Source organism: Roseimicrobium sp. ORNL1 (assembly GCF_011044495.1).
GTDB lineage: Bacteria > Verrucomicrobiota > Verrucomicrobiia > Verrucomicrobiales > Verrucomicrobiaceae > Roseimicrobium.
On record NZ_CP049143.1, the window covers coordinates 4465938 to 4488680 of the forward strand.

Sequence of the window (22743 nt, forward strand, 5' to 3'; positions counted from 1 at the left end):
TCGGACGTTCACGCAACAACACATGAGGAAGCCGTGGTCATGGTCATGAATCTGTCCCCGCATCTGGGTTATGAAGAGGAGTCGCACGCCGGGGGCAGGGTCCTCAAGTTTGCGGGTGAGGCGGACTTCCTGGCAGTGCCGGCGGTGAGGCAGCTTTTGAAGTCGCTGCTGGGGCAGAAGATTCCCCTGCTCATCGTGGACCTCACCGGGGTGACTTTTCTAAATACGCCATTTTGGGCAGCCATGCAGCGGTACCAGCTCGACGGGCATCCTGATTCACGGCTGGCCATCTGCGGCATGAATGAGGCGTTAAGGGCGGCTTTTGACATCAATGGCGTGGGTCTCGAGTCCGCCGAGGGTGGTCGCATCGCCGTGTACGAAACCCTGGAATCAGCGAAGGCAGCGGGCACGGCCAAATAGTTGCTGGCATCATCATTCTCCTTCTCCTCCCATGTTGAAGCCAGGCAGTGAGTACAGCTATCCGGGTCTCTCCACGGCAATGGTCCGCGGAGCCATGGAGCGCCCGTGGCTGCCGGCCAGCATGTGGAAGACCTTCTTCCAGCGCGCGCTCTCCGTGGGTGTGCGTGCGGCGCCCACGGTCTTCCTGATGTCACTCTGCGTGGGCTTCGTGATAGCACTGGTGCTGCAGGAACAGCTTGCCAAGCTGAGCATGCAGGACCGGGTGCCACGGCTCATCTGGGTAATCCTGAATCACCAGCTCGCGCCGCTGCTCACCGCTACGGTTTTCATCGGGCGCAGTGTGGCAGGTACGGCGGCGGAACTCGCGAACATGAAGATCGCGGAGGAGATCAAGGCGCTGGAGACCATGGGCGTGGACCTTTCGCGCTACCTGCTGCTGCCGGTGCTCGCAGCCTTCGGCGTGATGCTGCCGGTGATGACCATCTACACGATGGGTGTGGGATTGATTGGCGCGTTTCTCATCTGCTCGCAGACGCTGGGCATGTCCGCGGATCAGTTCGTGGTGCGGGCGCTGGAGGGAGCGCAGATCAGCGACGTGCTCGTGAGCATCGGGAAGGCATGGGTGTTCTCACTGATGGCCGCCATGATTGCCTTTAACAAAGGGCTCAATGCCACGGGCGGCTCGGATGCCGTGGGACGCGTGGCCACTGCTGCGGTGGTGACGGCGCTCGTATCCGTGACGGCCATCAATGCGGTGATCACGGGTCTGCAACTTCTGCTGAAACGCTAGCCAGCCATGCCCCCCCCTGCCGCCAAGTCGAAGACCTCCACCGGGCCGCTGCTCGTGGTGAAGGATTTGATCAAAGCGTATCCCAATGGCACGCGCGTGCTGAATGGCGTGAGCTTCGAGGTGCATGCAGGAGATGTCTTCACCATTCTCGGAGGTTCAGGCTGCGGAAAGAGCACGCTGCTGAACATTCTCATCGGCGTGGACGCGCCCACGGAAGGCTCCGTGCATGTGCTGGGAGAAAACATCCACCAACTCCCCCGCCCCAAGCGTGCGACGCTGATGCGGGATGTCGGTGTGCTCTTCCAATCGGGAGCGCTGCTGCAGAGTCTGACGATCGCGGAAAATGTGGCGCTGCCTTTTCAGCAGCATCATCCCGAGATCGCCAATGACAAGGAACTGCTGGAAGACACGGTGATGATGAAGCTCCGCGCGGTGGGCCTGGCGCGACATGCGGATAAGTACCCGCGCGAACTCAGCGGCGGCATGAAGAAGCGCGCAGCACTGGCGAGAGCACTGGCCCTAGATCCGAAACTGCTCATCAGCGACGAGCCCACCTCCGGTCTCGATCCGGTGAGCACGAAGGAAATCGACGACCTCACCATCACCCTCAGCCGGAAGAGCGGCGCGACGGTGATTGTAGTCACGCATGACCTGTTGAGCTTCCAGCGCATCGCCACACGCGGCATCATGCTCGGGGCGGAGCGCGATGGTGCGGTGCGCGGCACGGTGCTGCTCTCTGGCACGAAGCAGGAATTCCACGCCAGCACGCATCCCCTGGTGCGCGCCTTCCTCCAGCCTGCCGAGGATCTCGCCGCGGCGGGCGTGGCTGTCTGAGCCATCCCTCGAAGCCACTCCCTTTTCCCATGAAACTTCTGAAATCACTCAAGGGCTCCTACGATGCGGTGCTGGTGCTGCTCATCGTGGCTGTAGCCGGCATCCTGCTCTTCGCCATCTATCGCGCGATTGGTGGAGGCTCGGGCACGAAGCTTTCCTTTGCGGCTTCATTCGATGACATCACGGGCATCAAGGAAAAGTCGAAGGTGCTCTTCAAAGGTATGCCTGTGGGGTCCGTAGGCGCGCTGCAATATGAGCCGAAGACAGACAAGATTCTGGTCCGCATCGATCTGCAGAGCGAGGTGGAGATCCCCTCCAATGTGCATCCGTATCTGGAAAGCTCGCTCTTCGGTGACTCTCACATTTCCCTGAGAACGGATCCCGTGGCGGCAGGAAATGGAACGCTCGCGTCCATCACGGAGAAGCATCGGGGGTCGCTGGAAGAACTGCACCGCATCGAGGGTGTGCGCCTGAGCCGCGCCGACTCCGTGCTTCCGGGCCTGGATCAAAATGCCAGGAAGGCCATCGATGCCGCGGCGGATGCCATGGTGGAGGTGAAGGCCATGGCCACTGTCTCCAAGGACATGCTGAAGACGGTGAATGACGACATGGATCACCTGGTGATGACGCCCGTAAAGGAAACGGTGGACGAACTGAAACGGCTCATCGCGGGACCGGAAGGCCAGCAGGATGCAGGCCTCGCCTTCGAGCTGAAGAATGCGGTGACGGAGCTGGAGCAAAGCACCACGGCGATGAACGTGCTCTTCAACGGGAGCAAGGATGGCTCGAAGAAGGGACTCATCGATCTCACCCAAAAGATCGATGGCGGGTGGCAGGACATTGTGAGCACGCTGCTGGAGGGCAAGGAAGAGACCGTGAATGAATTGCAAAAGGTCTCCGCAGCGCTCGACAAAGCAGGCAAGGCGATCAGCCGCAGTGAAACTCAAATCCAGAAACTGGGCACCGCCTCAGACAAGGTGGGCGACGCAGCGCGGCGCGTGGATGTCTTCATGGAAATGCTCTCCCTCAAGCCGAACGCCGTGGTGTGGGGCAAGAACAAAGAGCAGGACCGGATGATCGAGCAACGCGGCGGCACAGTGACTCCGCGATCTGGAACGAGTGGCCAGAGGACGGCACCTGCTGTCCCGCGCAAGTAATCCTACCGTGTGCGATCATGAGTGCCGCGCTGCAGAATGATGAGTCACCCGAGTCAGTCCGCTCCATAGGCGGAGAGGGACTGCTGGTTGAAACTCTGCTCGGTGTCGCGGCGTCGCTCAATCGCTCAGGCGATTTCGAGTCACTGCTCGCGAACATCCTGCACGGTGCCCGCGCGGTGATGCGCTGCGCAGCGTGCTCCATTTCGCTGCCGGATGCCGCGAACGGTGATTTGCTGATTCACAGCACCCAGCGTGATTGGAAAAAGGAGGGCGCGTGGCGGCTTCCCAAAGGACAGGGCATCGCTGGTCGAGTGTTCGAATCGCGCGTGGCGGTGAACACCGCAGATGCTGCAAATCATCCTGAGCACTACCGCCGCACCGGGCAGGACGCGGGACTCGCAACGCAGGCGCTGCTGACCATTCCCCTCCTGGACGGAGAACACTGTCGCGGGGTGATGCAGGCGATGAATCCAGAAGATCGCGAGCAGTTCGATGCAGATGACGTGCGCATCTTCATGGCCTTTGGCGCGCTGGTGTCGGTGACTCTTGGAAGGCGTGAGGCGGAAGAGCAGGCCAGGGCTCGCGCGGTGGAGGAAGCCGAGCGCAAGGTGGAGATGGAACTGGCGCGACAGGTACAGGAAACTTTCCTGCCCGAGCCCCGCGCCACCCATGGTCCATTACGCATGCAGGCGTATCTGGAGCAGGCCACGGGCATTGGTGGCGATTGTTATTTCTTCCACTCGCCCGGGCCTCATCTGCTGCTCGCTGGTGTGGGAGATGTGACCGGCAAAGGCTCCAGCGCGGCGCTGGACATGGCGCGACTCACCACGCAGATCGCGCTCACGGCTTCGCAATGTGTGCCGGAGAAATTCAGCGCGTGGCTGGCGACGCTGAACAACACCCTGTATCAGGCGATGCACGCCGGTGACAATGCGGCGGCGCTGACCGTGCTTCTCTTCGACTTGGAGAACCGTCGTGTGCAGGCATCGGCCTTCGCCCAGGCACCGCCCCTCTTCCGCTCGCGTGAGAATGGCACATGGCAGGAGCTTGCGTGTCCGCGACAGCCCTTCTTCGGCCAGCGACGCCTCACGGAATGCAAAGTTGCCTCCATGGCGCTCGGCTCGGGGACACATTGGCTCGCGCAGTCCGACGGGATCCTGGAAGCAGTGGTCAAGGATGGCTCAGAACTGGGACGTGAAGGCCTGCTCGGTATCCTGAATGACGCTGCGTGGCATGAATCCACGGACATCGAATCCCTGGTCACCAAATGGCGCTCCCTCCTGAAGGATGGTGCGCGCGATGATGCCACTCTTCTTCTCCTTATGGACGCGTCTCCCCCACCCGCTTCCCGTTTCGAGGCCGCCTGCACGCCGGAGAGCATCCGGGAGGCACGGAAGTTCTGCGAAGGCTGGCTGGATTTCGCAGGCATCGGCAGGGACTTGAAAGTGCAAATCCTGGTGGGCTGCGACGAGGTGCTCACGAATGTGCTCAAGCACGCCTACGGTGTGGATGAGCCACCAGGCCCCATCACCTGCGTGGCCGCCATGGAGCCCGCAAAACTGCGCTTCACGATCAAGCATCGTGGCCGCGGCATCTCACAAGAAGAAGCCGCTGCCCAGGCTCACGCCGGTGCACGCGAAGAAGGGGGCATGGGCCTCGCGCTCGTGAGGCGTGTATTCACCCATGTGCATTTTCATGCGGCGAACAACGCGGAGGAGGAGTCGGAGATTACGCTGGAGAAGGACCTTTACATGTAATACCATCCGTTCATCGGAATGGCAGAAACACCTCGCAAAAACCGAAAGCTCCGATGGACATATGTATTGGCCCTTTCGTTGCCAGTGTTGGTGCTGCTGACCTGCGCAGGCTACCGCGTATACTGTGTCGCGGCTTTGCAGAACGCCGTAGTCTGGGCGAAGCACATCGGAATTGGAAAAGCAGAAGACCTGGATGCTGGGACGGGATGGGACGATGAGGTTATCGACTACGTGGCAAAGCAGGCTTATAAGTACAGCATCAACTTCCCCTGGTCATCGCGGGAAAGGCTCCGTGCCATCTTGCACCCGCTCTCTCGAGTCGAAGTCATCAGAATCTCAGATCCCGAGGGATTCTCGCCAGAATTCGGTACTGCGCTGGCCAGGTTTCCCCATCTCCGTGTGTTTGGGTTCTACAATCCCGGCACCGTGCCGGAAGAAGATCTCGCCATGCTTTTCGCTGAGTTGCGGCAATCGAAGCACCTAGAGACACTCGAACTGCATGGCAGCATCACCCATCACTCTTTTGCTTTACTTACCGGGCATCCGAATATCCGCGGAGTGAAATTTGTAGTAGCAACCATCACGCCGGAGATAGCCGCCACGCTCAAAACATTCCCCAACCTCAAGGATGTAAAAATCACTACATTGATCGAGACGACACCAACCACGCAACAGGTGTTCCAAGAGTCGCTCTCCGGCGTGAAGGTGGAATTCGAAAGATTTTAAGGTGCTGATGAAGCCCTTTTCAATGGGGCTTCGACTTCATGGCACACTAAAGACCGCCTCGAGCCTCCTGAAATATCTCCACGGTTGCCCTATCCCGCCCTTCTCGACAGAATGGCGCTGGTGCGACGCGTGTCTCATGTGTCGGCAGTGCAGGGGAGAAATCGTATACCGCCTGGAGAAATAACTGGCGCGATGAAAGGGTTGTGAGATATCCCAACAAGTGACGTTGATTTGCATGAACGAGGGTCCCAGTCCTAAAACACGCAAAAAGAACCGCTGGATCGTCATCGCGGCGATTGTGATTTCCATGGCGACACTGCTGGGTATCTTCGGGTACAGGATATTTCGCGTCGCTGCGCTGCAAAGTGCGCTTGGAAAGCGGGGTCTGGTGTCATTCTCAGGGGGAGATCCTTCCTCCCAAGGAACGAAATGGGCGAACAAGGCGGTCGCTTCGCTGATGCGATATGTGCTATGAGATGCCCGACGTTTCACCTTGGGATTGAATGGCACCTCGTGGGAGCGAAGGCCAAGGAACGAATTTTTTTAGAATCTCACGCTTCGATGTCCTGCGTGAGCCGAGGTGTTCGTCAGGCATGGAAGGCTACTTAACCCAAGCCCATCTACTACCCTACCAATCCCATGCCACTCTCTACCCCCATCACTGGCGGATGCGCCTGCGGAGCCATCCGGTACGAATGCACCGAGGCACCCATGGCCATGTTCTCCTGTCATTGTCGCGAATGCCAGCGCGCCAGTGGCGGTCCCTATTCGCCCGCCACGCTGTTCCCCGTCACGGCTTTCAAGATCACCCAGGGCACGCCGAAGTACCATGACCGTCCCAGTGATGGTGGCGGCCAGCACACGCGCGGCTTCTGCCCGGATTGTGGTTCGCGGTTGTTTGGCGCGGTGAATCCGGCCTTCCCCTTCATCGGGGTCGTCGCTTCGAGCCTGGATGACCCGTCCATCTTCAAGCCGGCCTTTGACATCTTCACCGCAGATGCGCAGCCGTGGGACCTCATGGACCCGGCACTGCCCAAGCATGAGCAGTATGCACCGATGTGAGACGAGGATTGGGCGGAAGTTGGCACCACCAAATACGCGCATGAACCCCTGACGATAAACACATGCTGCAGCCCTGGGAGCGCTGGCCTCTGGCCGGCGTGGTTGTGGTGTGATACCGCGCAGGGGTTGCCAGCCTCAATACCAATACGCCGGCCGGAGGCCAGCGCTCCCAGGGCCGTGCCATGCGATACACACTCTGTGGTCGGATTGGCTTCACACTACGCGTCCCGGCTTCCGCATTCCGAACTAGCCGGTTGCCCTTCCGCCCTGCCTCTCCATTCTGGACAGATGCCGAATCGCCTCTTCCTCCTCGACAGCATGGCGCTGTTGTACCGTGCGCACTTTGCACTGATCAAGAAGCCCATCTTCAACAGCAAGGGGGTCAATACGTCGGCGCTCTACGGCTTCGCCAACGTGCTGCTAGACATCCGGGAGAATCAGAAGCCCACGCACCTGTCGGCGGCCTTTGATACCAGTGCGCCCACACCGCGCCACACCATGTTCGCCGAGTACAAGGCGCAGCGCGAGGAAATGCCGGAGGACCTCTCCCTGGCCATCCCCGCAGCGAAGCGGCTGCTGAAGGCCATGCGCATTCCCATCCTTGAGCTGGATGGATATGAGGCAGACGATCTCATCGGCACGCTCGCGCATCAGGCGGAGGGACGCGGCGACTTCGAGACGTACATGGTCACGCCGGACAAGGACTTCGGCCAGCTCGTGACGGAGCGCACGAAGATTTACAAACCGGGCCGCCAGGGAAGCGACACGGAGATTCTCGGCGTCAAAGAAATATGCGAACGCTGGGGAGTACAGAATCCCGAGCAGGTGATCGACATCCTCGGTCTCATGGGGGATGCGAGCGACAACATCCCGGGCATCAAAGGCGTGGGAGAGAAGACGGCCGCGAAGCTCATTCAACAGTTCGGCGGTGTCGAGGCAATGCTGGAGCGCGTGGACGAAATCGAAGGCAAGCTGAAGGACAAGGTGAAGGAAGGCGCGGCCATGGCACGCCTCTCGCGGCAGCTTGCGGTGATCATGCGCGATGCGCCCGCGCCGGTGGGACTCGATGAGATGGCGTTGCAATCCTTCGACGATGACGCGCTGAAGGCCATCTTCGTGGAGTATGAATTCAATGCGCTCGGTCGCCGCATCTTTGGCGAGGATTTCAAGGCAGGACGCGGCGGGGCAGCAGCGCCCGCGCAACCGACAAAGAAGACCTCTGCGAAAGCAAAGTCAGCCGCGGGTGGCGATGCGCAGGGAGACCTCTTCGGCGGGGGTGGTACCACAGCAGAAGCTCCCACCACCATCCCCACGGAGCTTGAGGCGAACGAGCAGGAACTGTTCGACGCTCCCACGAATCCGAATCTGCAAACAGCGGCTACCGTGCCGCACAAGTATGATCTGGTGACCACACGCGAGGATCGCGAGCGCTGGCTGAAGCGTCTCGCCGAGGTGAAGGCCTTCTGCTTCGATACGGAAACTGACGGGCTGGATCCACTGACCGCTCGCATGCTCGGCATGTCCTTTGCCATCGATCCGCATGAGGCGTGCTACATCCATATTCCGGAAGATCCGCAGGAGCATCTCGCCGTGTTGGCAGAGCTGAAGCCGCTGCTCACCACGAGCACGGCGGAGAAGATTGGGCACAACCTGAAGTTCGACCTGCGCGTGCTCATGGCTCACAAGATTGAGGTCGCTGGCCCCTTCTTTGACACCATGCTCGCCCACTCCCTCATTGAGCCCGATCAGCGGCACGGGATGGATTACTTGAGCGAGCGCTATCTGGGTTACTCGCCCATCTCCATCACCACGCTCATCGGTGAGAAGAAGGGACCCACACCGCAGAAGAGCATGGCGGAGGTACCGCTGGAACCGCTGGCCGAGTACGCGGCGGAAGATGCGGACGTGACCCTGCAGCTCGCAACCATCCTGCGTCCCGAACTGGAAAAGCAGGGACAGCACAAGGTCTTCTATGACATCGAAGCACCGCTGCTGCCCGTGCTGGTGCGCATGGAGCACGTGGGAGTGACCGTGGACGCACCCACGCTCAATGAAATTGGACACACCTTGGAGCAGCGCGCTCGTGAATTGGAAGCTCGCATCCACAGCTATGCGGGAGCCCCCTTCAACCTGAACTCGCCGAAGAAGCTGGGTGAGGTGCTCTTCGATCAACTGCGGCTGATTGAGAAGCCGAAGAAGACGGCGACCGGCCAGTACCAGACCAACGAGCAGACCCTGCAGTCGCTCGTGGGTGTGCATCCCATCATCGAGGACATCCTGGCCTATCGTGAGTCCACCAAACTGAAGAACACTTATGTGGATGCGCTGCCCGCCACGGTGAATCCGATTGATGGCCGCGTGCACACCACCTTCCACCAGCTCATGGCGGCGACGGGCCGCATGGCCTCCTCGGATCCGAACCTGCAGAACATCCCCATCCGCAGCGATGCTGGGCGTGAGATTCGCAAGGCGTTCGTTCCCGAGAAGGAAGACTGGGTGCTGCTCAGCGCGGACTATTCGCAGATCGAACTGCGCGTGATGGCCGCCCTCAGTGGTGATGATAACATGGCGGAGGCATTCCAACGCAAGCTCGACATTCACACCGCCACCGCCGCAAAGGTGTATAACGTGCCTCTTGAGGAGACCACCTCCGACATGCGGCGCACGGCGAAGATGGTGAACTTCGGCATCATCTATGGCATCAGCGCCTTCGGCCTGAGCCAGCGTCTGGGCATCCCACGAGCAGAGGCAGGACAGATCATCGACAGCTACTTCGTCCAGTATCCCGGCGTGCGTGAGTACATGGACCGGGAGGTGGAAGATGCGCGCAAGCGCGGATTCGTGTCCACGCTCACGGGACGTCGCCGTTTTCTGCGGGACATCAATTCCTCCAACGCCACCGTACGCAATGCCACTGAACGCGTAGCGATGAACACACCCATCCAGGGCACGGCGGCGGACATGATCAAGCTCGCCATGATCACCGTGGACCGACTGTTGCACGAAGGTGGATTCAAGACTCGCATGCTCCTGCAGGTGCACGATGAATTGCTCTTTGAAGTGCCCAACAGCGAAGTGGAGAAGGTCACGCCCATCATTGTGGAGAGCATGCAGCACGCTCTTCCCCTTCGCGTGCCGGTGCTGGTGGAGACGGGCACGGGGAAGAATTGGCTGGAGGCGCACTGACCAACGTAGCTCGCGAGTCCCTTCGCGAAGTTGTTGACGAAATACACTCGCGAAGGGACTCGCGAGCTGCGTTAACTGCGCATACGCATGCAAGCCACCATCATCGAACAACCCGCGCTACGGCTCATCACCGCCAAGGCAGCGACATTTCCGGGAGACACCTCGGACGCGTTTCAAGCATTGGAGAGCAAGCTCCCAACCTTGAAAGGACGCAAGATGTACGGGCTGGTGTATGGCGGGCCAAATGGCCTGGAGTACTATGCCGGACTGGTCCCGGAGAGCGAGGCGGAAGAACGCGCCTTCGGCCTGCCCATCATCGAAGTTCCTGCCGGGTTGTGCGTGCGCCGGAAGCTGGAGAACTGGACGGAGCATACGGACCAGATTGGGGTGATGTTTGATGAGATGATCCGCGAGTTCGGCATGGACCGGTCACGACCGACCATGGAGTACTATCGAAGCGTGGAGGAGATGCATTTGCTGGTGCCGATTGAGAGGAGGCTGGGATAGAGCGTTTCAAGCAGCGCCGTAGCCGATTTCAGGAATACGCCGAAGGCGTTACACATTGTCCAGCCCAAGGTAAGCTTCGCCGCGAAGCGGCAAGCGCCACCTTGGGATGCGCCATCGAGATGCTGAACGCTGAAAGCGTTCCACAGACGCGCTGCTGGGGAAAATCGCTTTCAGCGTTGGCCACGCCTTTGTTGAACTCTTTCAGAGTTCCGATGATTCATCTAACGCACCCAAGGTGGCGCCTGCTTCGCAGGCTGACCTTGGGCTAGACAATGTGTAACGCCTTCGGCGTAAAAGCGGCTGCAATTCAACTTAGGACATCCTGACATCGTCGCTCAAGCAACACCCATCAGGGAAACAAGTACGCTATTGAAGGTTGAAGGGAGTTACCTCGTCCTCTCCCCAGACACCGCAATCGCCGTCGATACCACCAGGGACGTCCCGTCTTTGAGCTGCACAATGCCGGGGTCGGCTCCCACGATGGAGGGGGGTGACTCGATCAAGGTCCAGTCGGTTCCGGTCTTGCTCGTGGCCATCCAGAGGCCGCCGCGTCGGGGAGTGGCGCTGCCGGTGCCGATGAAGGTCATGGTAGTGCCGTCTGAAAGGACATTGCCCAGCCAGCGGAGGTTGGAGGCACCCTCGATTTTCACATCGGGCACGCGTTCGAAGTTCAGGCCGTCCTTGCTGGTGGCGTGGTAGCCGAGACCGGATGCTGGCCGGGGACGTCCCGGAAACTGCTCCTCGCGCATTTCTGCCGGGGTGCCGTTGTCAGGTGAGAAGAGGTGGAATACACCCTGATGCAAACACACTGCACAGTCGATGACCACCTTGCCCTCCACGCCGAAGCGCATGCCGGGTTCAAAGGTGTAGTGGAGACCGTCCTCCGAGATGGCGGAATAGATGGCGGGCGTGCTTTCTTCAAATCGTGGGCTGCGATTGCTGGTGAAGTACATGCGCACGCGACCGTCCGGCAGAGGCACCAGTGTGGGATCGAAGGGGCGCATCAGGCCCTGATCCATGCCGGTGATGACCATGGTCGCGGGCGTGGTCCACGTCTTTCCCTCGTCCGCTGAAAAGGAGACGGCCACCTTGTCGAAGTTGGCCTGGTCATCCTTGGGGAAGTTCTGAAACGCCGCCATCAGACGGCCATCCTTGAGCCGGGCCACGGTGGGCACGCCAGCCCTCTCGAAGGTATGGAGCCGGGTCACGGTGCCGTCCGCTCCGGCCACGGTGACATTCACATCTCCCTGCCAGGGACCGAATCTCGGGCGCTGCTGGTTCATCTGATTTGGCTGCTGCTGCGGTGGCAGCATGGGCACACCACGGCCGAAGGGAGGCGGGAGCTGAAGGACATCGTCCAACACCGAAAACGCCGGAGGGAAAGGCAGGCCGCGCGCAGGGGCAGGCTCAGCCCGGTCCACGGCGGGGGCGGGCGTGACCATGAAGATGACGACGGCATGCGCGAGGCAGAGGGTGCGGTTCATGGCAGTGGTGCGGGTGGTTGCCAGATGGTGGCCCGCTGCTCGATGAAACCCTTGAACGGGGAGGAAGTTGTCCGTTGAGGCGGTGGGCGGAAGGAAAGTAGTCCGCCGAGCCTTCGGCAGCAGTGCCGAGGGAAATGCAAAGTGACTGAGGTGCATTCCATTTTGCACTTTTCATTTTTCACTTCTCATTTTGCATTGTTGGGCGCCGCTGCTCGCGCTTTCGGTTGGAATAAGGGCTCATGGGCCAGCTATCGCCAACTGACCGCCGAGGCTCGGCGGACTACTTTCCTGGCGGCATCCTGCTTTGTTGTGGTGGGCGGGTGGATGGGGTGAGCTCGCGAAGGGACTCGCGAGGTACGTTCGAGGACAGATCTCCATTTGCACTCCGGCCCGAATGCGGTTTCCTGTGCGCCCCTTTTTCACACATCCCCCTCATGAGCAGCGAACGACGCAAACAGTACCCCTTCGACGAATTCGAGCCGAAGTGGCAGAAGCTTTGGGACGAGACCAAGGCCTTCCGCACACCCGGTCCGGGGGACGCTGATTTTGTGGCGTCGAAGCCCAAGTACTTCGTGATGGACATGTTCCCCTACCCCAGTGGTGAGGGCCTGCATGTGGGTCACCCTGAGGGGTACACGGCCACGGACATCGTGGCGCGCTACAAGCGTATGACGGGCAGCAACGTGCTGCACCCCATGGGCTGGGACGCCTTCGGCCTGCCGGCGGAGCAGTATGCCATCAAGACCGGGCAGCATCCCCGCGTGACCACGGAGAAGAACGTGAACAGCTTCCGCGCGCAGCTCAAGCGCCTGGGCTTCGCGTATGACTGGGACCGCGAGGTAAACACCACGGACCCCGGCTACTTCAAGTGGACGCAGTGGATCTTCCTGCAGCTCTACAACAGCTATTTCGACGAGAAGAGCAACAAGGCCCGCCCCATTTCCGACCTGGAGCAACTGGGATGGGACCGCGATCGCATCGATGCGCGCCGTCTGGCCTTCGTGAGCGAAGCGCCGGTGAACTGGTGCCCGGAACTGGGCACGGTGCTGGCGAATGAAGAAGTCATCGATGGCAAGAGCGAAGTCGGCGGCTTCCCCGTGGAGCGTCGCCCACTGCGCCAGTGGATGCTGCGCATCACCGCCTTTGCCCAGCGCCTGATTGACGAACTGGAGCATCTGGACTGGCCGGAGAGCATCAAGCTGCTGCAGCGCAATTGGATTGGCCGCAGCGAGGGTGCTGAGGTGAAGTTCGAAATCGAGGCGCCCGACGCCCCGTCGAATCCCTCCGTTACCGTGTTCACCACGCGTCCGGACACGCTGTTTGGCGCTACGTACATGGTGCTGTCCCCCGAGCATCCGCTGGTGAAATCCATCACCACCGCGGAGCAGCAGCCGCTGGTGGAGGCGTATGTGAAGAAGGTGGCCAGCAAGAGCGACCTGGAACGCACGGAACTGGCCAAGGATAAGACCGGCGTCTTCACGGGCGCTTATGCAATCAATCCGGTCAACGAGAACCGCATCCCCGTGTGGATCGCGGACTACGTGCTGATGAGCTACGGCACCGGCGCCATCATGGCCGTGCCGGGACATGACGAACGTGACTTCGAATTCGCCACGAAGTTTGAGCTGCCCATCGTGCAGGTGGTGCAGCCACCGGAAGGCACCGACTGGCATAGCTACACGGATGACGGCATCGCCATCCACTCCGGTTTCCTGGACGGCCTGTCCACGCACGAGGCGAAGCGCACCATCTCCGAGTGGCTGGAGGAAAAGGGTCTGGGCCGCAAGATGGTGAACTTCAAGCTGCGCGACTGGCTCTTCAGCCGTCAGCGCTACTGGGGTGAGCCCTTCCCGATTGTGTGGGAGGACGGCAAGCATCGCGCCGTGGATGTTTCCGAGCTGCCCGTGGTGCCGCCGGATCTGGATGACTTCAAGCCCACCGGCACGCCCGAGCCTCCGCTGAGCAAGGCAACTGCGTGGGTGCAGTATTCCAACAAGGCGACCCGCGAGCTGAACACCATGCCGCAGTGGGCTGGGTCCTGCTGGTACTACCTGCGCTACTGCGACCCGAAGAATGCCGAGCGCTTCATTTCGAAGGAAGCTGAGGCGTACTGGATGGGCGCCAATGGCAAGCCCGGTGGCGTGGACCTGTACATCGGCGGCACGGAGCATGCCGTGCTGCACCTGCTTTACGCCCGCTTCTGGCACAAGGTCCTGCACGATCTGGGCTACCTGATGACGCCCGAGCCCTTCCAGAGGCTGGTAAATCAGGGACTGATCATGGGTGAGGACGGGCAAAAGATGTCCAAGTCCCGCGGCAATGTGGTCAATCCAGACCACGTGGTCGCCGAGTATGGGGCGGACTCGCTGCGCCTGTATGAGATGTTCATGGGCCCGCTGGAGCAGGTGAAGCCCTGGAGCATGAAGGGCGTGGAGGGCGTGTACCGCTTCCTGGCCCGCGTGTGGCGTCTGGTGCAGGAGAGCAATCAGGAGGGTGTGTGGTCCACTTCACCCCAGCTTCAGGACGTGGCTCCGGACAACAAGCTGAACAAGGTGCTGCACGAGACCATCAAAAAGGTGGGTGAGGACATCGAAAAGCTGAGCTTCAACACGGCTATCAGCCAGATGATGGTGCTCACGAATGCCTTCACCCAGGCTGAGGTGCGGCCCGCCAGCGCGGTGATGACTTTGCTGGTATTGCTGAATCCCTTCGCTCCCCACGTTTCCGAGGAACTGGCCGAGCGCCTGGGCGCGGCCTTCCCCGGCCTGAAGAGGCAGGGCCTACTGGCCCACCAGACCTGGCCCACCTACGACCCGGCCGCGCTGGTCTCCAGCGAGGTGGAGGTGGTGCTGCAGGTGAATGGAAAACTCCGTGACCGCCTCACCGTCCCCGCGGACATTTCCAAGGAAGACATGGAGAAATTCGCCCGGGACAACGCCAAGGTGAAGGAATTTACCGAAGGGCTTACCGTGCGAAAAATCGTTGTTGTGCCCGGAAAGCTGGTCAACGTGGTCGCGAATTGACATACTCTTCGCGATAAATATCGCAAAAAATGCGCATCGCTCTGGTCCACTACGCTGCACCTCCCGTCATCGGGGGCGTGGAGCGTGTGCTGGAGCAGCAGGCCCAGATCCTCGCCATGCACGGCCACGAGGTCGTGGTGGTGAGCGGAAACAAGGGTGCGAAGGTGCAGGGCGCCATCATGGAGTATGCGCCGAACTTTTATATCAAGCGTCTCCGCTCCGCCTTCACCGGGTGTGAGGTGATCATCGTGCACAACATGTTCACCATGCCCTTCGCCTGGGACTGCACCCAGACGCTGGCGGAACTCAGCCGGGAGATGACAGGAACGCGGTTCATCAACTGGGTACATGATGTCGATGTGTCGAAGGATACATTCGACGACCTCCATCTCCGCGCCGAGCACGTGGCCGTTTCCGAAGTGCGCCGCGGAGAGTTTTGCCAGAAGCTCGGCATCACCAAGACGAAGTGCAAGGTGGTGCCGAATGGCATCAATGCAGGCGCCACGCTCGGCCTGACCAAGAACGTTTCAGCCTTCGCCTCGCGGCATTCCATCTTTGAGCGCGAGATGGTGCTCTTCCACCCCTCGCGCATCGTCGCGCGGAAGAACATCGAGCTCACCATCGAAACCACGGCGGCCCTCTGCAAGATGGGCATTGATGCGGTGAGCATCGTGACCGGTGCTGCAGATCCGCATCGCCCGGAATCCCAGGAGTACGCGGAAAAGGTCAACGCGCTCCTCCGGAAGAAGAAGATGGAGGAGCATGTGCTCATGGCCGGCCAGCGATTCGAGGCCTCCGATGAGGATGTGCGTGGGTTCTACGACCTGTCGGATGCCCTGTTTTTCCCCAGCAAGGTCGAGGGTTTCGGCCTGCCCCTGCTGGAGGCCGCGCAGCATCGCCTGACCGTTTTCTGCTCGGACATCCCTGCGCACAAAGAGGTGGCTGGGAAGCACGCGGAGTATTTTGCCCTCTCGGAGAAGCCGGACGCCATCGCGGCCAGAATCGCCAAGGCGCTGAAGAAGGATGCCTTCGGAGCGAGGAAAAGGGAGGTCGTGCGACAATTTAGTTGGGAGCGTATCTACAAGGATTATCTTGAGCCCTTGCTCAAGGCGGGCTAAGGGTGGGCCATGTCATTGACGGCTAACTCTTTGGACGAGAATGCAACACGCATCCTGGAAGCCCGGCACCATGACCCCTTTTCCTACCTTGGGCCGCATCGCCTGAACGATGGCCGCCTGGTAGTACGGGCGTTGCAACCCCAAGCGCACGCGCTGGATATCGTATTGCTGGACGGCGGTGGCACCTTTTCCGCGGAGCTGCTGCACCCCAATGGGCTCTATGAAGCCTACCTCCCTGCCGACGCGTGGGGCAAGGCTTATGAGATCCTCTGGCACACCCACGAAGGCAAGCATGTGCAGCATCGCGATGCCTATTCCTTCGGCATGTGTCTGGGCGATCTGGATATGCACCTCTTCCGCGAGGGGCGGCATTGGAGACTCTTCGAGCACCTCGGCGCGCATCCGAAGATCAAGGATGGCGTGAGCGGCATGCAGTTCGCCGTGTGGGCGCCAAATGCGAAGCGCGTGTCCGTGACGGGCGACTTCAATTGCTGGGACGGCCGCGTGCATTCCATGCGCCTGCGCATGGAGGGCGGTATCTGGGAGCTCTTCATCCCGCACATCGGTCCGGGTGCGCACTACAAGTTTGAATTGCTCGGCGCGCACGGTCAGCTCTTCAACAAGAGCGACCCCTTTGCCTTCTTCGCACAGAATGGTCCCCAGACCGCGTCACTCACGTGGGACTTCCATTTGTACCAATGGCAGGATGCCGAGTGGATGCAGCGCCGTCCCGCGACGGACCCCTACCATGCGCCGATGAGCATCTATGAGGTGCATCTGGGCTCCTGGAAGCGTGGAGAAAACAATCGTCCACTTTCCTACAATGAACTGGCGGATCAGCTCATCCCGTATGTGAAACAGCTTGGCTTCACACACATCGAGCTCATGCCCGTGAGTGAGTTCCCCTTTGATGGTTCGTGGGGTTATCAGGTGGGCGGCTACTATGCCCCGACCTCACGCTTTGGGAATCCGGATCAATTCCGCCACTTTGTGGATCGTTGCCACCAGGAGAATATCGGCGTGATTGTGGACTGGGTGCCCGCGCACTTCCCGAAGGATGCCCATGGCCTCGCGCGCTTCGATGGCACTGCACTCTATGAGCATGCGGACCCGCGCCAGGGCGAGCACATGGACTGGGGCACACTCATCTTCAACTACGGGCGTAATGAGGTGCGAAACTTCCTCATCGCAAACGCCCTCTTCTGGCTGGAGCATTATCACATCGATGGCATCCGCGTGGATGCGGTGGCCTCGATGCTCTACCTCGACTACTCCCGCGAACAGGGAGAATGGGTGCCCAATGTCCACGGCGGCCGCGAAAACCTGGAGGCGATCGCCTTCATGAAGGAGCTGAACCTGCAGTGCTACACACAGCATCCCGGTGTGATGATGATCGCCGAGGAGAGCACCTCGTGGGGTGGTGTATCACGTCCTGTGGCCAGCGGTGGCCTGGGCTTCGGCTTCAAGTGGAACATGGGCTGGATGAATGACACGCTCAAGTACATGGAGAAGGAGCCGATTCACCGGAAGTACCATCATGGTGAGGCCACCTTCTCGATGCTCTATGCCTATGATGAGAACTTCATCCTCGTGCTGAGCCACGATGAAGTGGTGCATGGCAAGCACGCCCTGCTGGACAAGATGCCCGGCGACCGCTGGCAGAAGTTCGCGAACCTGCGAATGTTCCTCGGCTGGATGTGGACGCACCCGGGCAAGAAGCTGCTCTTCATGGGTTGTGAAATCGGCCAATGGCGTGAGTGGTCCCACGAGCGCCAGCTCGACTGGGAAGTCCTCTTTGGTGAAGAACACCGCGGCCTGCAAAAGCTGGTGGCGGATCTGAACCATCTCTATACTTCGCGCCCCTCCCTGCACCGCCGCGACCATGAAAATGGTGGCTTCCGCTGGCTGGATGCAAATGACTGGGAGAACAGCCTCTTCGTCTATGTGCGTGAAGAACCCACCGGTGACCAGTGCACCGTGCTGGTGAATGCAACGCCGGTGCCTCGCCAGGGCTACCGCCTCGGCGTGAGCCAGCCGGGCACGTATCGCGAGCTGCTGAACACGGACTCTGGACTCTACTCCGGAGCGAACATGGGCAACGGCGCCGGCCTCAATGCCGAGCCCACCCCGTGGCAGGGCCAGCCGTACTCCGTGGTAGTGACCGTGCCTCCGCTGGCGACGGTGATCATTGCGAAGGAGTAGGTAGCCTTCGCGTGAAATCTCCAACCAGGGTCGCGAGCACTGCGCGGCCCTAGGAGCGCTGGCCTCTGGCCGGCGTTTTGGTGTTGCGATGCCTTGCCGGATAGAAACCATAATACGCCGGCCGGAGGCCAGCGCTCCCAGGGCCGTACCTCGCTCATGGCGTCACAAGGTCGCTCAGAACACAGAGAGGGGTAGTCGCAATCGACGCTCTCCTCATGCCAACCGGAGAAGAGCACCCGGCCCCCCAGATGCGATATATGGGTGAGCGGCGCATGAAGCGTCCGCACTTCTCCCATGATTTCCCAAGCCCCCGCCCCCCTCGCCGGCGTACTTCCGCCTCCTTTTGAGCGACCCGAGCCGGTCGTGGCGCCCGCCCATCCCGTGGAGCAGTTGATTGATAAAATCACCGCGCGCACGGGCGAGTTTTCCCGGCAGGACCCGGCCCGTGCCGTGGCCATCGCGCTGGGTACCGGCATTTTCCTCAACGTGATACCCACCCGCTTCATCGTGAAAACGGTGACGGCGGTCACCGTGACCGTGCTCCGCCCGGCGCTGCTGACCTTGGGCATCATCAAGGCCCTCGAACTTTGCACTGAGAAACACCAACATACCGACCCATCATGAGCTCATATACTGAATCCCTCGGACAACAGGCTTCTGAAAAAGCTTCCGAAGCCTTGGACCAAGCGCATAGCATGGCAGACCGCGCAAAAGAAAAGGCCACCCAAGCCATGGGCCAGGCCCAGGACATGGCAAAACATGCCAAGGAAAGCGCGCTGCACGCTGCCGAAAAAGGACGCGAGCTGTGCAATACCACCACGACGGAAGTGGAGAACTTTGTACGAAAGCATCCCGTGTGGGCCGTGGCCGCCACGGTGGGCATCGGCTATGCCGTGGGCCTGCTGGCACGTGAGCTTCTGACCCCGCCCCCGCCCCCGAAGAACCGTGCCGTGCGCATGCTGGAGGACATCCAGGAACGTCTCTCGGACTTCCTGGGACCTGCCTATGACCGTGCCAGCCACTACGCCGAAGACGGCATGAGCGCCGTGAAGAGTGGAGCTCAATCCCTCAGCGACATGAAGCTGGGCAACCGCCTCAAACAGTTCTTCTCCAACTGATCCATCGATCTCGATGCCGGTGATGGCACGTGGTCGTTCAACCGCTCCCTCCTATGAAGACGATCGTCGCGCTGGTAGATTTTTCCGACATGACCTTCAAAGTGCTGAAGCAGGCGCACCAACTTGCGTCTGCCTTCGGCAGTGAGGTCGTGCTGCTCCACGTGGTCTCCCCGGACCCTGTGGTGGTGGACTTTGGCATGGCGCCCACGGTGTACCGCCCGCCATCCCCCGAGACCATCGCAGCGGAGGGTGATCGTATGGTGCAGCTTCAGGAGTCCCTGGAGAAGTTTGGCGTGCGCGCGAGCACACGGCAGATCCAGGGCACTCAGGTGGAGGACCTCATTGAGGAATGCCGCCGCTTGGGAGCGGAGCTCATCATCGTGGGATCTCACGGACACGGCTCCCTGTACAACCTGCTGGTGGGCTCCATCACCGCGCAGGTGCTGAAGAGTGCCCCCTGTCCCGTGCTGGTGGTGCCGGCCACGGAGGAGAAGAAAGCGGAACAATTGAAGGAAGCGGTGTAAGCCCGTGGCCGCGTGCGGTGAAGGGCCTTGCGTCTGAAAGGAGCGCGGACACTCTTGTCCGCCGCCCCTGAGGCGCCATCGTTTTTCATCCGGCAGGCAAGGTCGTGGTCCACCGGCTGCTTCTGAAGCGCCATGTCGCAGTTTTAGCGCGCACGTGCTCGCTGCGTTACAGAACGGCGGACAAGAGTGTCCACGCTCCTATGGGGGCAGCCCGCGCCGGGCAGCAGGCTTTGGCGCGGAATCTCCTTGCCGATGCGGCGGTGAGGGTTAGGGAAAACATGGACCCGTTCCGCCCTGCTCGGGCGTATCGTCCATTCCCCCTCGCCCTCTGTACCGCCGCCTTCGTTTGCCCTTTCATGCGCCAGCCGCCCAAGAAATTTGTTGCCCATCCCTTTCCCTATCATCACGAGCTCGACCTCACGATTGAGAAGCTGACGAATCTGGGACATGGCATCGCGCGGGTGGACGGCTGGGTGGTGATGATTCCCTTTGGCCTGCCGGGTGAAAAGGTGCGGGCGCGAATCCATCGCAATCACAAGAACTACAGCGAGGCGGACCTCATGGAGGTGCTGGAGCCCTCGCCGGAGCGCGTAGAGGCGCGTTGTCCCCTCTTCGGCACCTGTGGTGGCTGTCAGTACCAGAACCTGGGGTATGAGGCCCAGCTTGTCTGGAAGCAGCAGCAAGTAGCGGAGTTGCTGAAGCACATGGCACGTATCGAGCACGAGGTGCTGCCTGTGATTGGCTCGCCGAGGCAGTTTGAGTATCGCTCAAAGATCACGCCGCACTTCGCCCAGCCGCGCAACGGGCAGATTGCCGAGATTGGCTTCCTCGCGGACAGCAGCCGCCACCGCATCATCGATGTGCCGCGCTGCGACATCGCCATGCCGGAGCTCAATGAAGCGCTGGGAGGCATGCGTGAGGACATCCGTGCGCACGCCTCGCGCTACAAGCGCGGCGCCACGGTGCTGCTGCGTGCCTCTCAGGGGAGCGTGCTTACGCAGTCCGCGGAGATTGCGACTGAGGTGGTGGATGATGTGCGGTTTGAGTTCCAAGCGGGTGACTTCTTCCAGAACAATCCCTTCATCCTTCCCGCCTTCGTGCAACACGTCGCCGCCGAAGCGAAGGCGAGCGGCGCGCGCTTCCTGCTGGATGCGTATTGCGGCAGCGGACTCTTCGCGTTGAGCTGCGCGAAGCATTTCGAGCATGTGGTGGGCATCGAAATTTCCGAATCCGCTGTGGTGAAGGCGAAGCACAATGCGGAGATCAACGGCATCACCAATGCACAATTTACCGCGGGGAGTGCGGAGCATCTGTTTGCCAAGGCAATTCATCCTGCGGCAGAGACCGCGGTGATTGTCGACCCTCCTCGTGCAGGATGCGGTGACAGCTTCCTGGCGCAGCTCTTTGAGTTTGGTCCACGTGCGGTGGTGTATGTGTCCTGCAATCCGGCCACGCAGATGCGCGACCTGGTGAAGTTCACTGAAGCTGGATATGAGCTGTCGAAGGTGCAGCCGTTTGATTTGTTCCCGCAGACACGGCATTTGGAGTGTGTGGTGACGCTGGTGAAGAAGAGCGTGTGATGACGCGTCGCAGCAGCCCAAATCAAATGCCCGCTCACCATTACAGTAAGCGGGCATGCTGGTTCAGGTTGGGTATGATGACTTGATGAACCGTTAGAGCGGCTTCCTGTCGGCTGCGCTGCCAGTGGGGGATGTCGGTGAGGGCGTAGCAGAGGGTGTTTCGTCAGCCTTCTTTGGCGCAGCGTTCTCGATGGCCTTTTCAGCCTTCTGCTGGGCACCCTTGTTTTCGGGATTGTCGCGATTAGGACGGCGATTCGCCGGGTCAGTGGTATCGGCACCAGGCGTCTTCTTCTCCGTCGGAGTTTCTTTCTTCGCCTGATCGTCCTTGTTTGCACCGTTCGCATTGGCCGGAGGATTGGTGGCGCTGCGATTGGCAGGCTCATTCGGCTTGTCAGCGGAGGCTCCGGGACGTGAGGTGTTGCTGGAATCGCTGGACCCGCCAGGGCGATTGTTAGGACTGTCGGGTGACGAGGCATCCGGACGGTTGGCACTGCCACGGCGCTCGGAGGAGCTGTCGGGACGATTGCCGGAGCGGTTTGCTTCTCCATCAGGGCGGTTGTTGCCACGGCGTTCTTCGCCGGCACGGGATTCGGGCATATTGCGGTCGCGGTTGGCTTCCGAGGTGGAAGTGCGATCGCTATCGCGACGAGCGGTGGCGTCCGCACGATTGCGTTCGGTTGCGCTGGTTTCTGCACGATCCGTACGGGATGGATCGGTGGCATCCGGGCGGTTGCGGTCACGATCGCGGCCTTCGCGTCCACGTCCATCACGATCGCGATTGCGGTCGATTTCCGTGCGTGATGAGGTTTCCGAACGGACGCCTACTCGAAGCTCAGTGGCATTGCCACCGAAGTGCGTGTACGAGCGCTCGAAGAACGCAGGCTCAAAACGCGTGGTGGTGCTGGTGAGGTGGGTGCGCTCGACGATGGGAGCGCTGATAAGGCGCTCGCGATTGATGTCGACGAGGGTCACTTCACGAGCGCTGCTGTAGCGGATCGCGGTGTAGGGCACGGCGACGACACGCTCGGCGAGCACGCCGCCAGTGACTAGTGCAGACACGATGCGCTGGCTGCCCGGATCGACCACGACGTAGCCGATATGACCGGCGTCCTGGTTATCAGAGGTATGCAAGACGAGGTCTTCCTGGCAGACCTTCAGTACACTGAAGCCTTCGACTTCCTGTGCCTTGCTGCTCCATGGAACTGCCAGAGCTACGGCAGCAATAATTCCAAGAGATGTTTTCATTGGGTGGTTT

General features: G+C 60.6%; 18 protein-coding genes. 16 read left to right on the forward strand and 2 right to left on the reverse strand.

Annotation, left to right across the window (positions count from 1 at the left end):
* The first annotated feature begins 45 nt into the window (after nt 1-45).
* The 9 genes from G5S37_RS18120 to G5S37_RS18160 all read left to right on the forward strand — a co-directional run bounded on the left by G5S37_RS18120 (nt 46) and on the right by G5S37_RS18160 (nt 10439).
* Entirely contained in the window at nt 46-420 is a 375-nt protein-coding gene (locus tag G5S37_RS18120) for an STAS domain-containing protein (RefSeq protein ID WP_165205864.1), read from the forward strand.
* Nucleotides 421-451: 31 nt separating this feature from the next.
* On the forward strand, nt 452-1210 hold the full coding sequence (locus G5S37_RS18125; RefSeq protein ID WP_165205865.1) for an ABC transporter permease: 759 nt from the start codon (nt 452-454) through the stop codon (nt 1208-1210).
* A 6-nt stretch (nt 1211-1216) separates the two neighbouring features.
* Nucleotides 1217-2044, forward strand: a complete 828-nt coding sequence (locus tag G5S37_RS18130) for an ATP-binding cassette domain-containing protein (RefSeq protein WP_165205866.1) — start codon at nt 1217-1219, stop codon at nt 2042-2044.
* Between the two features lie 29 nt (nt 2045-2073).
* Nucleotides 2074-3201 carry an MlaD family protein gene (locus G5S37_RS18135; protein WP_165205867.1) on the forward strand — a complete coding sequence of 376 codons (1128 nt, stop codon included), beginning with the start codon at nt 2074-2076 and terminating at the stop codon, nt 3199-3201.
* A gap of 17 nt (nt 3202-3218) precedes the next feature.
* Entirely contained in the window at nt 3219-4958 is a 1740-nt protein-coding gene (locus G5S37_RS18140) for a SpoIIE family protein phosphatase (protein WP_165205868.1), read from the forward strand.
* A gap of 18 nt (nt 4959-4976) precedes the next feature.
* Nucleotides 4977-5684 carry a hypothetical protein gene (locus G5S37_RS18145; RefSeq protein ID WP_165205869.1) on the forward strand — a complete coding sequence of 236 codons (708 nt, stop codon included), beginning with the start codon at nt 4977-4979 and terminating at the stop codon, nt 5682-5684.
* A gap of 639 nt (nt 5685-6323) precedes the next feature.
* A complete protein-coding gene (locus G5S37_RS18150) occupies nt 6324-6746 on the forward strand; it encodes a GFA family protein (protein ID WP_165205870.1) in 423 nt (140 codons plus the stop codon).
* Nucleotides 6747-7034: 288 nt separating this feature from the next.
* Entirely contained in the window at nt 7035-9932 is a 2898-nt protein-coding gene (gene polA, locus G5S37_RS18155; protein WP_165205871.1) for a DNA polymerase I, read from the forward strand.
* A gap of 87 nt (nt 9933-10019) precedes the next feature.
* A complete protein-coding gene (locus G5S37_RS18160) occupies nt 10020-10439 on the forward strand; it encodes a hypothetical protein (protein WP_165205872.1) in 420 nt (139 codons plus the stop codon).
* 386 nt (nt 10440-10825) lie between these two features.
* Here the strand turns inward: G5S37_RS18160 and G5S37_RS18165 are convergent, their stop codons facing one another.
* Complete coding sequence (locus G5S37_RS18165) at nt 10826-11923, reverse strand: exo-alpha-sialidase (RefSeq protein ID WP_165205873.1); 1098 nt, start codon at nt 11921-11923, stop codon at nt 10826-10828.
* Between the two features lie 434 nt (nt 11924-12357).
* Here G5S37_RS18165 and leuS point away from each other — a divergent pair, with 434 nt between their 5' ends.
* The 7 genes from leuS (at nt 12358) to G5S37_RS18200 (ending at nt 21488) form a co-directional block, all read left to right on the forward strand.
* Nucleotides 12358-14946 carry a leucine--tRNA ligase gene (leuS, locus tag G5S37_RS18170; RefSeq protein WP_165205874.1) on the forward strand — a complete coding sequence of 863 codons (2589 nt, stop codon included), beginning with the start codon at nt 12358-12360 and terminating at the stop codon, nt 14944-14946.
* Between the two features lie 29 nt (nt 14947-14975).
* Nucleotides 14976-16064: a glycosyltransferase family 4 protein gene (locus tag G5S37_RS18175; protein WP_165205875.1), complete on the forward strand. Its 1089-nt coding sequence runs from the start codon at nt 14976-14978 to the stop codon at nt 16062-16064.
* Between the two features lie 9 nt (nt 16065-16073).
* The gene (gene glgB / locus G5S37_RS18180) at nt 16074-18266 is read left to right on the forward strand and encodes a 1,4-alpha-glucan branching protein GlgB (RefSeq protein WP_165205876.1); all 2193 of its coding nucleotides are present in this window, start codon (nt 16074-16076) and stop codon (nt 18264-18266) included.
* Between the two features lie 294 nt (nt 18267-18560).
* The gene (locus G5S37_RS18185; RefSeq protein ID WP_165205877.1) at nt 18561-18890 is read left to right on the forward strand and encodes a hypothetical protein; all 330 of its coding nucleotides are present in this window, start codon (nt 18561-18563) and stop codon (nt 18888-18890) included.
* Nucleotides 18891-18961: 71 nt separating this feature from the next.
* Nucleotides 18962-19384, forward strand: a complete 423-nt coding sequence (locus tag G5S37_RS18190) for a hypothetical protein (RefSeq protein WP_165205878.1) — start codon at nt 18962-18964, stop codon at nt 19382-19384.
* A gap of 53 nt (nt 19385-19437) precedes the next feature.
* On the forward strand, nt 19438-19908 hold the full coding sequence (locus G5S37_RS18195) for a universal stress protein (protein ID WP_165205879.1): 471 nt from the start codon (nt 19438-19440) through the stop codon (nt 19906-19908).
* 356 nt (nt 19909-20264) lie between these two features.
* Nucleotides 20265-21488 carry a class I SAM-dependent RNA methyltransferase gene (locus G5S37_RS18200; RefSeq protein WP_165211723.1) on the forward strand — a complete coding sequence of 408 codons (1224 nt, stop codon included), beginning with the start codon at nt 20265-20267 and terminating at the stop codon, nt 21486-21488.
* A gap of 93 nt (nt 21489-21581) precedes the next feature.
* Here G5S37_RS18200 and G5S37_RS18205 read toward each other — a convergent pair whose 3' ends face one another.
* Nucleotides 21582-22733 carry a hypothetical protein gene (locus G5S37_RS18205; protein WP_165205880.1) on the reverse strand — a complete coding sequence of 384 codons (1152 nt, stop codon included), beginning with the start codon at nt 22731-22733 and terminating at the stop codon, nt 21582-21584.
* Nucleotides 22734-22743: the final 10 nt, after the last annotated feature.